Origin of the sequence: Stenotrophomonas sp. RIT-551, assembly GCF_026241915.1 — a bacterium.
Lineage (GTDB): Bacteria > Pseudomonadota > Gammaproteobacteria > Xanthomonadales > Xanthomonadaceae > Stenotrophomonas > Stenotrophomonas bentonitica_A.
Map to the genome: position 1 here is coordinate 220,887 of NZ_JAPJIU010000002.1, position 13,183 is coordinate 234,069.

General features: G+C 68.3%; 12 protein-coding genes and 1 riboswitch. Of the genes, 5 read left to right on the top strand and 7 right to left on the bottom strand.

The features are described 5' to 3' along the window. Positions 1 to 256: 256 nt before the first annotated feature. Positions 257 to 2,791: an alpha/beta hydrolase family protein gene (locus tag ORK51_RS03705; protein WP_266084101.1), complete on the bottom strand. Its 2,535-nt coding sequence runs from the start codon at positions 2,789 to 2,791 to the stop codon at positions 257 to 259. A gap of 126 nt (positions 2,792 to 2,917) precedes the next feature. After that, a riboswitch (S-adenosyl-L-homocysteine riboswitch) is annotated at positions 2,918 to 3,006 on the top strand. A gap of 35 nt (positions 3,007 to 3,041) precedes the next feature. On the opposite strand from ORK51_RS03705, the gene ahcY reads away from it, so the two are divergent. From ahcY to ORK51_RS03720, 3 genes are all read left to right on the top strand, one after another. Beyond that, positions 3,042 to 4,487, top strand: coding sequence for an adenosylhomocysteinase (gene ahcY, locus ORK51_RS03710; RefSeq protein WP_046273657.1), 1,446 nt, complete (start codon positions 3,042 to 3,044; stop codon positions 4,485 to 4,487). Between the two features lie 146 nt (positions 4,488 to 4,633). Continuing rightward, a complete protein-coding gene (gene ybaK / locus ORK51_RS03715; RefSeq protein ID WP_266084102.1) occupies positions 4,634 to 5,107 on the top strand; it encodes a Cys-tRNA(Pro) deacylase in 474 nt (157 codons plus the stop codon). Further along, on the top strand, positions 5,107 to 5,622 hold the full coding sequence (locus tag ORK51_RS03720) for a hypothetical protein (protein ID WP_266084104.1): 516 nt from the start codon (positions 5,107 to 5,109) through the stop codon (positions 5,620 to 5,622). Before ybaK ends, ORK51_RS03720 begins: the two co-directional genes overlap by 1 nt. Before the next feature lie 171 nt (positions 5,623 to 5,793). Here the strand turns inward: ORK51_RS03720 and ORK51_RS03725 are convergent, their stop codons facing one another. The 5 genes from ORK51_RS03725 to ORK51_RS03745 form a co-directional block, all read right to left on the bottom strand. After that, complete coding sequence (locus ORK51_RS03725) at positions 5,794 to 6,351, bottom strand: DUF3228 family protein (RefSeq protein WP_266084105.1); 558 nt, start codon at positions 6,349 to 6,351, stop codon at positions 5,794 to 5,796. A 54-nt stretch (positions 6,352 to 6,405) separates the two neighbouring features. Beyond that, complete coding sequence (locus ORK51_RS03730) at positions 6,406 to 7,146, bottom strand: LytR/AlgR family response regulator transcription factor (RefSeq protein WP_070426630.1); 741 nt, start codon at positions 7,144 to 7,146, stop codon at positions 6,406 to 6,408. Next, on the bottom strand, positions 7,143 to 8,216 hold the full coding sequence (locus ORK51_RS03735) for a sensor histidine kinase (protein WP_429000611.1): 1,074 nt from the start codon (positions 8,214 to 8,216) through the stop codon (positions 7,143 to 7,145). The genes ORK51_RS03730 and ORK51_RS03735 overlap by 4 nt, the downstream gene beginning before the upstream one ends. A gap of 17 nt (positions 8,217 to 8,233) precedes the next feature. Further along, a complete protein-coding gene (locus ORK51_RS03740) occupies positions 8,234 to 9,154 on the bottom strand; it encodes an alpha/beta fold hydrolase (protein WP_266084110.1) in 921 nt (306 codons plus the stop codon). Positions 9,155 to 9,274: 120 nt separating this feature from the next. Further along, positions 9,275 to 10,165: a TIGR01777 family oxidoreductase gene (locus ORK51_RS03745; protein ID WP_266084112.1), complete on the bottom strand. Its 891-nt coding sequence runs from the start codon at positions 10,163 to 10,165 to the stop codon at positions 9,275 to 9,277. Positions 10,166 to 10,289: 124 nt separating this feature from the next. Here ORK51_RS03745 and metF point away from each other — a divergent pair, with 124 nt between their 5' ends. Together metF and ORK51_RS03755 are read left to right on the top strand one after the other, a co-directional pair. Next, positions 10,290 to 11,117, top strand: a complete 828-nt coding sequence (metF, locus tag ORK51_RS03750; protein ID WP_019182475.1) for a methylenetetrahydrofolate reductase [NAD(P)H] — start codon at positions 10,290 to 10,292, stop codon at positions 11,115 to 11,117. 50 nt (positions 11,118 to 11,167) lie between these two features. After that, a complete protein-coding gene (locus ORK51_RS03755; protein ID WP_266084114.1) occupies positions 11,168 to 11,734 on the top strand; it encodes a hypothetical protein in 567 nt (188 codons plus the stop codon). On the opposite strand, the gene ORK51_RS03760 is transcribed toward ORK51_RS03755, so the two are convergent. Further along, positions 11,724 to 12,683, bottom strand: coding sequence for a Nudix family hydrolase (locus ORK51_RS03760; RefSeq protein WP_266084116.1), 960 nt, complete (start codon positions 12,681 to 12,683; stop codon positions 11,724 to 11,726). The two genes, ORK51_RS03755 and ORK51_RS03760, sit on opposite strands and share 11 nt — an antisense overlap. Positions 12,684 to 13,183: the final 500 nt, after the last annotated feature.

Below are 13,183 nucleotides of genomic sequence, written 5' to 3' on the forward strand. Positions count from 1 at the left end.
ATCGCGTCGTTGCTGCGTCGCGCAAATAGTTACATCTGGTAGTGCCGGCCGCTGGCCGGCTCCATACAGATCTGACAGATGCCAGTGCGGGCATCGCGAGGAGCCGGCCAGCGGCCGGCACTACCGATCGCGTGCATTCCGAGGAGCCGGCCAGCGGCCGGCACTACCGATCGCGTGCATCGCGGGGAGCCGGCCAGCGGCCGGCAGGTGGCGATCGTTTCCGGTACCGGCCAACGGCCGGTACCCACCGGTTGTTTCAGCGCTTCTTCTTCACTGGCTTGCCCTCGCCCACGGTCTGCTCCAGCCAGCGCTCGCTCTCGGCCAGCATGGTCATGATCGATTCGCGTGCCCGGTAAGCGTGCGATTCATTGGGCAGCATCACCAGCCGCGACGTCCCGCCCAGCCCCTTCACCGCGGCGAACATGCGCTCGCTCTGGATCGGGAACGTGCCGGAGTTGTTGTCGTCCACGCCATGGATGAAGAGGATCGGGTCCTTGATCTTGTCGGCGTAGTTGAACGGCGACATCTTCTGGTAGACGTCCTGCGCCTGCCAGTAGTTGCGCTCTTCGGCCTGGAAGCCGAACGGGGTCAGCGTGCGGTTGTAGGCGCCGCTGCGCGCGATGCCGGCCTTGAACAGGCGGGTATGCGCGAGCAGGTTCGCGGTCATGAACGCACCGTAGGAGTGGCCACCGATCGCAATGTGCTCACGGTCGGCCACGCCACGCCGCACCACTTCATTCACGGCGGCCTCGGCATTGGCGATCAGCTGCGGCAGGTAGGTGTCGTTCGGTTCCTTGTCGCCCTCACCGATGATCGGCATCGACGGGCTGACCAGCACCGCGTAGCCCTTGGCCAGGAACGCCTGCGGACCCCAGTAGCTGATCGCGTTGAAGCGGTACGGCGAATCGGTGACCTGGCTGGCGGCTTCGGCGGTCTTGAACTCCCCCGGGTAGGCCCACATCAGCAGCGGCAACGGACCGTCCTTCTTCGCGTTGTAACCCGGCGGCAGCATCAGCGTGGCGGTCAGGTCGACGCCGTCGTTGCGCTTGTAGCGGATCTGCTCCTTGCTCACCCCACGCAGCTGCGGCAGCGGGTGCTGGAAGTGGGTCAGCGCCTTCGGTGCAGCCGTGGCATCACCCAGCGACTGCACGTAGAAGTTGGCCGGCTCATCGGGCGATTCACGGGTCAGCAGCAGCGAGGTGCCTTCCTGGTCGAGCAGCGCCACCGGCGCGGCATAGGACGGGGCCTGCGAGTGGAACAGGCGCGTGGTCTGCTTGCTGTCCAGATCGAAGCGATCCACGAACGGACGATCGCCTTCCGGCGAAGCGCCCAGCCCGTACAAGAAGATGCTGCGGCCATCGGCACTCACCTGCAGGCGCGCGCGCCCGTTGACGTCGCGCACCAGGCCCGGGCGACCGGGATCGTTGTAGCGGTCCTGCGAGGAACGTGCGGACAGCAGTTCAGCTGCCTTCTCCGGCTGGTCGGGCGCGATCCGCCACTGCTTGACCTCGCGGTTCTTCCACCACGATTCATTGAGCAGCGCCAGATCACCACGGCCCCACTGGATGCCGGCATAGCGGCTGCCCAGCTGCGCCAGCGTCACCGGCGGCGTGTCGAAGGGGGCGGCCTGCATCAGCACCGCATCGCGCACCTTGGCCTCGCGGTTCGGGTCGCCACCATCCTGCGCCTCGGCCCAGACCAGGGTCGCCGGGGCATCGGCGCGCCAGTCGATCCGGCGCACGCCGGTGGCCACCGCATCGTTGCCGGTCGGCAGGCCTTCCTTCAACGGCAGGTTGGCTACGGTGTGCTCCAGCTTGCCGTCCACGGCGGACAGCACTTCGATGCGACGCGCGAATGCGCTGGCCGGCACCAGATAGGAATACGGGCGCACCACCCGTTCGCTGAGCAGGTAACGGCCATCCGGGGAGAGCGTGACGTCCCAGTACACCCCGCCCGTGGAGAGCGGCGTGGTCACGCCGTTGAGCGCGACCTTGGCCGGCTGCGCGCTGGCGTAGTAATCAAAGAGGCGGGCATCGGCCTCGTTCTTGAGCATGTCCTGGTAGGTGCGGATGGTGCGCACACCGGCGTCGGCCTCGGTCTGCTGGATCGCCGGGCCGGTCGGAATGCCGCCGGCAGACGGTGCCGGCCCCTGGCCCTTGAGCTGCTGCATCACCAGCAGGCCCCGGCTGTCGGGCTGCCAGCTGTAGCCATCGCCCATCACCGTGTTCAGATCGCCGACCAGGCGCCGCGCCGAACCGGCGTCCACATCAACGATCCACAGTTCATTGGTGTTGGTGGCCGCATGCACCTGGTTGAAGGCGATGTACTTCTGGTCCGGCGACCACGCAAAGGTGGCGATCGACAACGGCTGCGGCAGCCCGCTGATCTGGCGCTCCTTGCCATCGGCCACGTTCATCAGCCACAGCTTGTCGGCGAAGCTGAAGCGGCTGGCCGAATGCGTGGCCGGGTTGATGCGCAGGCCGGCCAGCTTCAGTTCGGGCTGGGCGACGTCGTTGATCGACGGCAGCGGCGGGGTCTGCAGCAGCGCGGCCAGGTCACGGCGCGGGGACAGGCTCAGGGTCGGGGCACGCGGCGCGTCGACCACCGCCTGCAGCGCCGGCGAGGGCAGCTCATAGCCGCTCGGGTCACCCTTGGCGGCGGCCACGGCCTGCGCGGAGGTCTTCGCGGCCGGCGCGGCGGCCAGCGCCAACGGCGGCACCGCCAGCAGGGCCAGGCCGAGGATCAAGGTATGGCGCCATTGCGGTGCGCGTCGACCATGGTTGCGTGTCATGTTCCGTCCCTATGCTGATACAAACCCCCGACCTTAACAGCCGGGCGCCGATCGCCCCCCTGCCGATGGTTGGGGGCGGGGACCGATTCATGCCAACGCAGCGGGCCGCGATATAATGGGCGACCCTCCACCGAGGGGCGCTGCGACCGTTCCGGACCTTTCCGGGGGCGGCCAGGCTCGGTGGCCAGGATTGGTTCCAACGGCGCCCGGCGAACACGAGTACCGACTCGTCATTACACCGGAGCTTTGAATGAACGCTGTTGCCAAGACCTTCTCCACCGAAGGCGATTACAAGATTGCCGACATCTCCCTGGCCGATTGGGGCCGCAAGGAGCTGGACATCGCCGAGCATGAGATGCCGGGCCTGATGTCGATCCGCCGCAAGCATGCCGCCACCCTGCCGCTGAAGGGCGTGCGCGTGACCGGCTCGCTGCACATGACCATCCAGACCGCGGTGCTGATCGAGACCCTGAAGGACATCGGCGCCGACGTGCGCTGGGCGTCCTGCAACATCTTCTCGACCCAGGACCACGCCGCCGCCGCGATCGCCAAGTCCGGCACCCCGGTGTTCGCCTGGAAGGGTGAGTCGCTGGAGGAATACTGGGACTGCACCCTGGACGCACTGACCTTCACCCTGCCCGACGGCACCCTGACCGGCCCGGAGCTGGTGGTGGACGATGGCGGCGACGTGACCCTGCTGATCCACAAGGGCTACGAGCTCGAAAACGGCAGCAACTGGGTCAATGAAAAGGCCGCCTCGCACGAAGAGCAGGTCATCAAGAACCTGCTCAAGCGCGTGGCCACCGAGCGCCCGGGTTACTGGGGCCGCGTGGTCAAGGACTGGAAGGGCGTCTCCGAAGAGACCACCACCGGCGTGCATCGCCTGTACCAGCTGGCCCAGGCCGGCACCCTGCTGATCCCGGCGATCAACGTCAACGACTCGGTCACCAAGAGCAAGTTCGACAACCTGTACGGCTGCCGCGAGTCGCTGGCCGATGGCCTCAAGCGCGCGATGGACGTGATGCTGGCCGGCAAGGTCGCCGTGGTCTGCGGCTACGGTGACGTGGGCAAGGGCTGCGCCGCTTCGCTGCGTGCCTACGGCGCGCGCGTGGTGGTCACCGAGATCGACCCGATCTGCGCCCTGCAGGCCGCGATGGAAGGCTTCGAGGTCAACACCATCGAATCCACCCTGGGCCGTGCCGACCTGTACGTCACCACCACCGGCAACAAGGACATCATCCGCATCGAGCACCTGAGCGCGATGAAGGACCAGGCCATCGTCTGCAACATCGGCCACTTCGACAACGAGATCCAGGTCGATGCCCTGGTCGGCTTCCCGGGCGTGCAGCACATCAACATCAAGCCGCAGGTGGACAAGTACGTCTTCCCGAACGGCAACGCGATCTTCCTGCTGGCCGAAGGCCGCCTGGTGAACCTGGGCTGCGCCACCGGCCACCCGAGCTTCGTGATGTCCAACTCGTTCGCCAACCAGACGCTCGCACAGATCGACCTGTGGGCGAACAAGGACAGCTACGAGAAGAAGGTGTACCTGCTGCCGAAGAAGCTGGACGAGGAAGTGGCGCGTCTGCACCTGGAAAAGATCGGCGTGAAGCTGACCACCCTGAGCCAGGAACAGGCCGATTACATCGGCGTGCCGGTGGATGGTCCGTTCAAGCCGGAGCATTACCGCTACTGATCGGCCTGCCGGTCCAGTTGCGTTGAACACAGACGGGCGCCGAAAGGCGCCCGTTTTTTTGTGGCAGCTACCGACCGTTGGTCGGTACGGCGGTTCCGATAGCCTCGGTCAAGCCGACACCCCGCGCACCACGCTACGATGCCGCCATGACCCCCGCCATCAACCTGCTGAAGACCTCCGGCATCGCGCACAGCGTGCTGTCCTATCACCATGACGCCGCCGCCGAATCCTACGGTGGCGAGGCCGTGCAGCAGCTCGGGCTGGATCCGGCCCAGGTGTTCAAGACCTTGCTGGCAACCACCGAGACACATGAGCTGCTGGTGGCGATCGTGCCGGTGAGCGGCACCCTGGACCTCAAGGCACTCGCCGCCGCGGCCGGCTGCCGGAAGTGCGGGATGGCCAACGCCGAAGCGGCGCAGCGCGCGACCGGTTACCTGGTCGGCGGGATCAGCCCACTGGCGCAGAAGAAAAAGCACCGCACCTTTCTTGATGCCAGCGCGCAGGCCTTGCCGACGGTGCATGTCAGTGCGGGTAGGCGTGGGCTGGAGGTGGCGCTGGCACCGGCCGATCTGCTGCGGCTCACCGGCGGATGCTATGCCGCCATCGGCAAGGCACGCTGATGCGCTGGCCTCTCAACCGGGACTCAATCGCCCCCACCGAGGGCCCTGGCGCGCAGCACCTGCAGGCGCTGCTGTCATCCGAGCCTGACCGCATCTACAGCGCAGCCTGCGCCATCGCCCAGCTCCGTGATCCGGCCGAACTGGACGCGCTTTCGCCGTGGGTCGAACGGATCGAGCGCGCCACCGCGGACATCGCGCTGGGTGGCGCCCTGTTCGCCAACAACCATCACCTGCAGTTCGCCCTGCGCCGGCTGCGCTTCTGGCGGGACCGGGCCGGCTGCCTGTGTGCGCTTTACCCGCACTACCCGTTCTTCGATCCGCGTCGCGAGGCCACGCGCGGGCATGTGGTCATCGATGCCGTGGGGGAAGCCGAGGACGGCTGGGGCGAGGCGCATGCCGTCACCTGCGTGGACTGCGCAACGCACTGGTTGGCCACCGACCGCGAGTATCACTACCCGTGGTGGGAGTGGAAACTGACGCGCCCCACCGTGGAGGGAGCCCCACCGCATGCGTGATTGCAGCGCCGCTGCACATCGCACTGGCGGCATGCTCCGGCGCATGGGCATCCACCCGGACGCTTCATGGACCTGTAGAGCCACGCCATGCGTGGCTGCGTTCGCTCCGGTCCGCGTGCAGCCACCCATGGGGTGGCTCTACAGGGGGGGCGTGCAGCGAGCCTGGGCGCCTCAGGGCCGCCAGTTGGCGTTGCTCTCCCAGAACGCCACCGCGCGCGCATAAGCGTCGCGATCCAGCGGCACACCCGAGCCGCCTTCTTCCACGCCCAGCGCATTGCGCATCATGGTGATCGGGGCCATCGGCACTTCCTCCGGCTCGGCGGTGTAGATGCAGCCCACGATGCCCCAGTCCGCATCGATGGGGGAGCCCTCTTTGGCCAGCTGCTCGGCGCTGTACAGGATCACCACCAGGTAGTTCGCGCGCGGCGATTCGACGCCTTCGAACCAGCGCACCAGCACCGGCAGCTCCTCGCGGTTGCGCGCTTCATAAGCACTGCGCAGCTGGTGACGGTTGGCCTCGGTGATCGGCACGGTCAGGCAGCGCGTGGAGGTCCAGTTCTCATACACGTGCAGCTTGCAGAACGGCGCGTAGCCATCCAGCACCTTGAACGGCGCGTGCGTGTTGAGGTGCTGTTCGAACTGCTCGGCGCTGCAGTCCTGGATGGTGTTGCCGCGCGGCACGCGGGGGAACAGGCGGGGACGGGCGAATGCAGTGAGGACGATGGACATGGGCACAGTCAGGCGGTGGAGATCCCATACAGGGTAGCGTGTGCGGCGCGTGCCCTACAGCGCCAACCGCTCACGCAGCTCGCGCGCCTGGCGCCGCGAGACCTCGACCTGGCTGCCGTCGTCGAGGGTCAGGTCGTAGCCATCGCCGAGCGACGGTTCGATCGCCCGCACGCGGCGCAGGTTGACCAGGGTGTTGCGGTTGGCGCGGAAGAACATCGCCGGCGACAGTCGTGCTTCCAGGGTACTGAGGCTGCGTGCCAGCACCGCGTTCTGGTCACGGAACCAGAGCCGGGCATGGTTGCCGTCGACCACGATCTTGCGGATCTCGCCCAGTGCCACGAACCAGCAGCGCTCGCCATCGCGCAGGAACACCTGATCGTCGGCGCCCAGCGAATCGCGGCCGCTGTTCGTCGCAACGGGGGCGGCTGGCACCGGGAGGCGCGCCCGGCCGCGCTCCAGCGCCGCCCGAAGGCGGTCTGCCTCCACCGGCTTGACCAGATAATCGAGCGCATTGGTGTCGAAGGCGCGCACGGCGTACTGGTCGTAGGCGGTGACGAACACCACCATCGGCACGGTCTCCAGTCCATCCAGCACATCGAACCCCTCACCCGAGGGCATCTGCACATCCAGCAGCACCAGGTCGGGCTGCTCGCGCAGGATCGCATCGCGCGCGGCGGGTACATCGTCCGCCTCACCGACACAGTCCACCCACGGGATCGCCGCCAGCAACGTGCGCAGTTCACTGCGCGCCAGCCGCGCATCGTCCACGATCAGCACGCGCAGGGAGGGGCTCATTGCCGCACCTGCAATCGGGCCATCATGTGCTCGCCCTGACGCTCCAGCAGGAACGTGCCGCGGCCGGATGCGGAACGCGACTCGTCCAGGCCGAGCTGGGCGCGCAGATACGTCAACCCGATACCGTGGCCTGCGCTGCAGGCGTCGTGCGGGGCGGGATTGTCCACCTCCACCCGCAGCCAGCCGCCATCGAGCTGCACGCGGATCGTCAGCTCGCCACCGCCCGGGTGGACCGCGATGCCGTGTTTGATCGCGTTCTCCACCAGCAGCTGCAGGGCCATCGGCGGCAGCCGTGCGGACAGCGCGGCGGGGTCGATATCGGTGCGCACCCGCAGGCGGTCTTCGTAGTGGATCGCCTCCACCGCCAGGTAGTCCTGCACCACGCGCCACTCCTCGGCCACGGTGACCCAATCGCCATCGGTATGCACCAGGGCGTGGCGCAGCGTGCTGGACAGATGGGTAACCATGTCGCGTGCGCGCGCCGGGTCTTCATTGATCAGTGCACGCAGGTTGTTGAGCGCGTTGAACACGAAGTGGGGATTGAGCCGCGCACGCAGTGCCTGGTGCTCCAGCGTCGCCCGCTGTGCTTCGGCGCGCAGCTGTGCCATCTCACTGTGCCGGGCCCGCTGCAGCGCGCGGCGGCCGGTCCACAGTGCGCACCACACGCTCAGGACGATGGCGGTATTGAACCAGTAGCCGAAGACAGCGGCCGGGCGATAGTTCGCACGTTGCCCCGGCAGCTGCACCCAGTCCCAGGCCAAAGCGGGCAATAGCACAGCGGCGGTGAGCACCTGGGTAGCCGCTGCCACGATCACCACCGCGAGCAGCAGCCGCCACGTCAACCCAAGCAGATCGCGCTGCAACCAGTCATGGCCAAGCGCCCAGCGGCGGATGAACGCGCTGCCCACCCACAAGCAAAGCGACACCATCAGCGAGATCAGGACGATGCCGGACCAGTGGCCTCCATAGGAAAACCCGAGCACCAGGCTCACCCCAAGGTAGACCAGCCAGACCGCGCTGTTGCGCCACCAGAAGCCGGAACTGCGTGCTGCCTGCGTCGTGCTCATCATCTCCATGCCGCTATCGATCAGGGCGCCGCAGGCAGATCGAGGAAGTCCCGGATCTGCGTCTGCAGCCAGCGCGGATCATCCCACATCAGGAAGTGGTAGCCGGCGCGGCTCATCTCGATCCGCACCCCGGGCAGCGCGGCGTACTGCGTCGCGAACACCTGGCGTGTGCTGGCTTCGGTCGCACCGAACGGCTGGTAGGCCGCCCAGGCACCGAGCACCATCACCGGGGCGGTGATGCCGGCGATCGGCTGGCGCAGGTCGGTCATGGTCATCGAATACATCGCGTTGGCGGTGGTGGCGCGGTCACTGTCGCGTCCCCATTGCTTCAACGTGGCAACACGTTCTGGTGCATGCGCCATCCCGGCCACCGCGGCATCGGTCTGCGCCGCGTACCGGGTGGCGTCGGCGGCGAGCATGCCGGCCCGCATCTGCTCGGCCATCGGCTTGAGCGAAGCCGGTGTTGCAGCCGGGTTCTGCACCGCGCCGAGGTAGGGCAAGGCATCGACGATCACCAGTGGGCCGATCTTCTGCGGCGCCGCGATCGCCATCTGCAGGGCCAGGACGCCGCCGAGGCTGTGGCCGATCACCGCCGGATGATCGAGCTTGCGGTCGGCGCTGTAGGCCAGCAGGCGGTCCCGCATGGCGCTGAGGAAATCATCGCTGGCCACGGCGGGCGCACCGGCGAAGCCGGGCAGCTGGATCAGGTGGCATTGCACCTGCGGCTGCAGCGCGGCGCAGGTCTCGCGCCAGACCTGCGCGCCGCTGTTGAGGCCGGGGATCATCAGCACCGGCCGGCCGGTGCCGATCACCTCGACCTGCAGATCCTGAAACGCTTCGGTCGCTGCGTGGGCGGGGCTGACCAAGGTGGCCCAGGCGGTGAGCGCGAGTGCGGCCAATGGCGCAAGGGAGTGGATGCGGCGGTTGCGGCGGGTCGACATGGCAGGCTCCGGCTGGGGTGAGCCTGCAGACTGCCGCATGCAGGCACGGCCGGGGCGATGACATGAGCAGCGGCCGCAGCGGGCCATGAGCGGTCGCCAGGCGGGGATGGAAATGCGACCTCAGTGCTCCGGCGCGCCCACGATGGCCTGCAGGGCGCCCGGCAGCGAGGGGTACTGGAACGTGAAGCCTTCGGCCAGCGCGTGTACCGGCTGCACGTTCTGCCCGGTCAACAGCAGCCCGGCCATCTCGCCGAACGCCACCTTGAGCGCGAAGGCCGGGGTGGTCAGCCGCGCAGGACGATGCAGCGCCTCACCCAGCGTGGTGGCGAACACGCGGTTGGTGACGGTACCCGGCGCGGTCCCATTGTAGGCACCGCGCGCCTGCCCGTTGCCCAGCAGCCACAGGATCATGCCCACCAGGTCCTCGCGGTGGATCCAGCTCATCCACTGCCGGCCGTCGCCCATCGGGCCACCCACGCCCATCCGGAACGGGGGCAGCATCTTGAGCAGGGCCCCGCCGTCCCGGTCGAGCACGATGCCGGTTCGCAGCACGCAGGTACGCACGCCGAGGTCTTCCGCCTTCAGGGCCTCCGCTTCCCATTGCCGGCACAGCATCGCCGCGAAGTCATGCCCGGGCGAGGCGGTTTCATCCAGGGGTGTGCTGTCACGCGGGCCGTACCAGCCGATCGCAGAACCGGACACCAGCACCCGAGGCCGTTCGGGCAGCGCAGCGATCCAGGCGAGCAGCGCCTGGGTGGTGCCGATCCGGGAGTCGCGCAGCGCCTGCTTGCGCGCATCGCTCCAACGGCCGTCCATCAGCGGCTCGCCGGCCAGGTTGACCACCGCCTGGACCGGGCCGACCTCGTCCAGCGTGGCAACGCTGCGGATCCCCGGCTGCGGGTTCCGCCCGGGCCGGCGGGTCAACACGATGGGGTCATGGCCCTCGGCCAGCAGGCGCGCGCACAGGCGGCTGCCGATGAAGCCGGTGCCACCGGTCACGAGAATCTGCATGGCGAGTGCTCCGGAAGATCAGCGCTCACTGTACCCGGCGCGGCGTGCACGGCGCATCGACGCACTTCACATTCATCGCGATGAAGAGATATGATTGAGCCACACCCGCCGACGCGCCCCGCCCATGACCGCCATCAGCTTCGAGTTCTACCCGCCCAAGACCGACGACCAGCGTGCCCAGCTGGACCGGACCGCGGCCAAGCTGAAGGCGTTCGCGCCGGAGTACGTGTCGTGTACGTTCGGTGCCGGCGGCTCCACCCTCAGCTATACCTCCGAAACCGTGCGCCACCTCAAGCAGCACCATGGTTTCGAAGCCGCCCCGCACCTGTCCTGCGTCGGTGGCAGCCGCGAGGAGATCCGCGAGCTGCTCAAGCTGTACCGCGCGATCGGCTGCCGGCGGATCGTCGCCCTGCGCGGTGACCTGCCCTCCGGCATGGGCCATCCGGGCGATCTGCGCTATGCCTCCGAACTGATCAGTTTCATCCGTGCCGAGCATGGCGATGCGTTCCGCATTGAAGTGGGCGCGTATCCGGAGACCCATCCGCAGGCCAGCGACGCCCTGCTCGACCTGAAGCACTTCAAGACCAAGATCGACGCGGGCGCCGATGCGGCGATCACCCAGTACTTCTTCAACGCCGACGCCTACTTCCACTTCGTCGATGCCGTGCGCGCGCTGGGCGTGACCGTGCCGATCGTGCCGGGCATCATGCCGATCTCCAACTTCAGCCAGCTGCGCCGCTTCTCCGAGCAGTGCGGTGCGGAAATCCCGCGCTGGATCGGCAAACGCATGCAGGCCTATGGCGACGATGCCGAATCGGTCCGCGCGTTCGGTGCCGAGGTGGTGGCCAGCCTGTGCGAACGCCTGGTCGCCGGCGGCGCCCCGGGCCTGCACTTCTACACGCTCAACCTGGCCAAGCCGACCACCCAGGTGCTGAAACTGCTGCGCAGCTGAGGCGGTTGCGCATCGCTTGCAGATAACGCCGGCGCCGCTACGCTGCTGCGATGAAACCGCTCGTGTGGCTCCTGCTGTGTGCGCTGTGCCTGCCCTCGCCGCCCGTCCTGGCGCAGGCGCCGCAGCGCGTGAACCGCTGCACCAACGCGCAGGGCGAAACCGTCTTCACCGACCGCCGCTGCGATGCAGTGGGTGCTACGTCGCGCTTGGCCCCGCGCACCGCGAGCGTGGGCAACACCGGCATCTATCGCGCCGGCTGCGCGCGCCGACTCAGCGAGCTGACCGGCCAGATCCGCGACGCGGTCAGCGCGCAGGACGTGAACCGGTTGTCCTCGATCTACCTGTGGAGCAACGTCTCCAACGCCACCGCGAACCACATCATCGGGCGGCTGGAATCGGTAGTGCAGCGCCCCCTGGTCGACATCGCCCCGGTCTACTCCGAAAGCACGCCGGTGATGGTGGACCCGGCGCTTGCCGCTGCAGGTCCTGAATCGGCGCCTTCGCGCCCCCGCCCCATCGGCCTGCGCATCGAACAGACACTGGGCAGCACCGCCACCCCGGCCCGGACCGTGTTCGGCCTGCGGCGTCAGTACGGCTGCTTCTGGATCACGCTGTAGCCGGCCACAGCGAGCGGATCGCTGCGATGCCCTGCGCGCCGTGGCGGCGCGCCTGCTCGATATCGCCGGGGGTCATCCCGCCCAGCGCGTACAGCGGCAGCGAGACCTGCTCGCGCAGCGCTTCGAACGCGCCCCAGCCCAGCGGCGCGATGCCGGGATGGCTGTCCGTCGCCTGCACCGGTCCCAGCACCGCGAAGTCACAGCCCAGCCGCTGCGCCGCCTGCAGCTGCGCCAGATCGTGGCAGGAGGCCGCCACCAGCTGACCGGCCGGCAGCGGCCGCTCGCCCAGCGCCAGCAGCTGCTCACTGCCCAGATGCACCCCGACGCCCAGCCGCCCGGCCAGGTCGATATCCCGGTTCACCAGCCACTGCGTGCGCGGCCCATGCTGCTGGATCACGCGCTCGGCCAGCGCCACCCGCGCCGGACTGGATGGCGTGCGCAGCTGCACCCGGCGCACGCCACTCTCCAGCGCCTGCGCCAGGCGCCCCAGCCAAGCCTGGTGGACGCTGTCCTCCTCGCCCTCCAGCTCCGGGGTGATCAGATACCGATCCGGCTGGCGCAACGCCGCCACCACCGGCAGGTCTGCCGGCGGCATCGAGTACCGGTGCAATTTGTCCGGGGCCACCCAGGTGATCGCCTGCCCTTCCCGCCCACGCGGCGAGCCCTTCCAGCCCTGGATCCGGCGCACCTCCAGGCGGAGCCGCTTGTCCGGGTAGATCTGCGGCACGTCCATGATCCACTCACCGACCTCCGCCTCGATCCCCAGCTCCTCGCGCAGTTCCCGCACCAGGGCCTGCTCGGAGGTCTCGCCGGGCTCCCGCTTGCCGCCCGGGAACTCCCACAGGCCGGCCATGTCGCGGTTCTCGGTACGACGGTTGAGCAGGATGCGGCCGCGGGCATCGGTGATGACGCCGGCCACGACATGGATCGAACGAAGGGGAGATGACATACCCGGAGGATGCCCAAAGCGGCCCCGGTGACGCAATGCCCCTGCGGGTCGTTGTGGAGGCGCAGGGTGGATCGTCGTGGTGTCTCCGCTCAGGGGTGCGGCGAGCGTAAGGGCCCCGCAGCGACCAATAGGCCCCTCGGCAAATGTCCCCCGGCCGCCGCCTGGTGGCGACGGCCTCCTCCTTGATTTTGCCCAGGGGCCTATCGGCCGCTACGGCGCTCGCGCGTGGTACGCATACGGCACGCCGGCGCTTGCAGTGCGGCGCCCGTCGTCTGGATACGTGGGCTGGGATGCCCTTGTGGGCGAAATCAAGGAGGAGGGGACGGCCGCAGGCCGGCACCGGGGGCGTCGCCGGCAAGGGCATCGCGCCCCAGCGCCCGACCCAGCCACCGCCGCCCTGGAGCAGGTCAGACCGCGCTGCATGCCTGCCACGCGGATGTGAGTAGAACCAAAAAAAAGCCCCGCACAAGGCGGGGCTTCTTCAGCAATTCCAGTCAGCC

Excerpts from the sequence above, each read along its gene's own strand:
- ORK51_RS03705 (WP_266084101.1), bottom strand. The coding sequence starts at position 2,791 with ATGACACGCAACCATGGTCGACGCGCACCGCAATGGCGCCATACCTTG.
- ahcY (WP_046273657.1), top strand. The coding sequence starts at position 3,042 with ATGAACGCTGTTGCCAAGACCTTCTCCACCGAAGGCGATTACAAGATT.
- ybaK (WP_266084102.1), top strand. The coding sequence starts at position 4,634 with ATGACCCCCGCCATCAACCTGCTGAAGACCTCCGGCATCGCGCACAGC.
- ORK51_RS03720 (WP_266084104.1), top strand. The coding sequence starts at position 5,107 with ATGCGCTGGCCTCTCAACCGGGACTCAATCGCCCCCACCGAGGGCCCT.
- ORK51_RS03725 (WP_266084105.1), bottom strand. The coding sequence starts at position 6,351 with ATGTCCATCGTCCTCACTGCATTCGCCCGTCCCCGCCTGTTCCCCCGC.
- ORK51_RS03730 (WP_070426630.1), bottom strand. The coding sequence starts at position 7,146 with ATGAGCCCCTCCCTGCGCGTGCTGATCGTGGACGATGCGCGGCTGGCG.
- ORK51_RS03735 (WP_429000611.1), bottom strand. The coding sequence starts at position 8,216 with ATGATGAGCACGACGCAGGCAGCACGCAGTTCCGGCTTCTGGTGGCGC.
- ORK51_RS03740 (WP_266084110.1), bottom strand. The coding sequence starts at position 9,154 with ATGTCGACCCGCCGCAACCGCCGCATCCACTCCCTTGCGCCATTGGCC.
- ORK51_RS03745 (WP_266084112.1), bottom strand. The coding sequence starts at position 10,165 with ATGCAGATTCTCGTGACCGGTGGCACCGGCTTCATCGGCAGCCGCCTG.
- metF (WP_019182475.1), top strand. The coding sequence starts at position 10,290 with ATGACCGCCATCAGCTTCGAGTTCTACCCGCCCAAGACCGACGACCAG.
- ORK51_RS03755 (WP_266084114.1), top strand. The coding sequence starts at position 11,168 with ATGAAACCGCTCGTGTGGCTCCTGCTGTGTGCGCTGTGCCTGCCCTCG.
- ORK51_RS03760 (WP_266084116.1), bottom strand. The coding sequence starts at position 12,683 with ATGTCATCTCCCCTTCGTTCGATCCATGTCGTGGCCGGCGTCATCACC.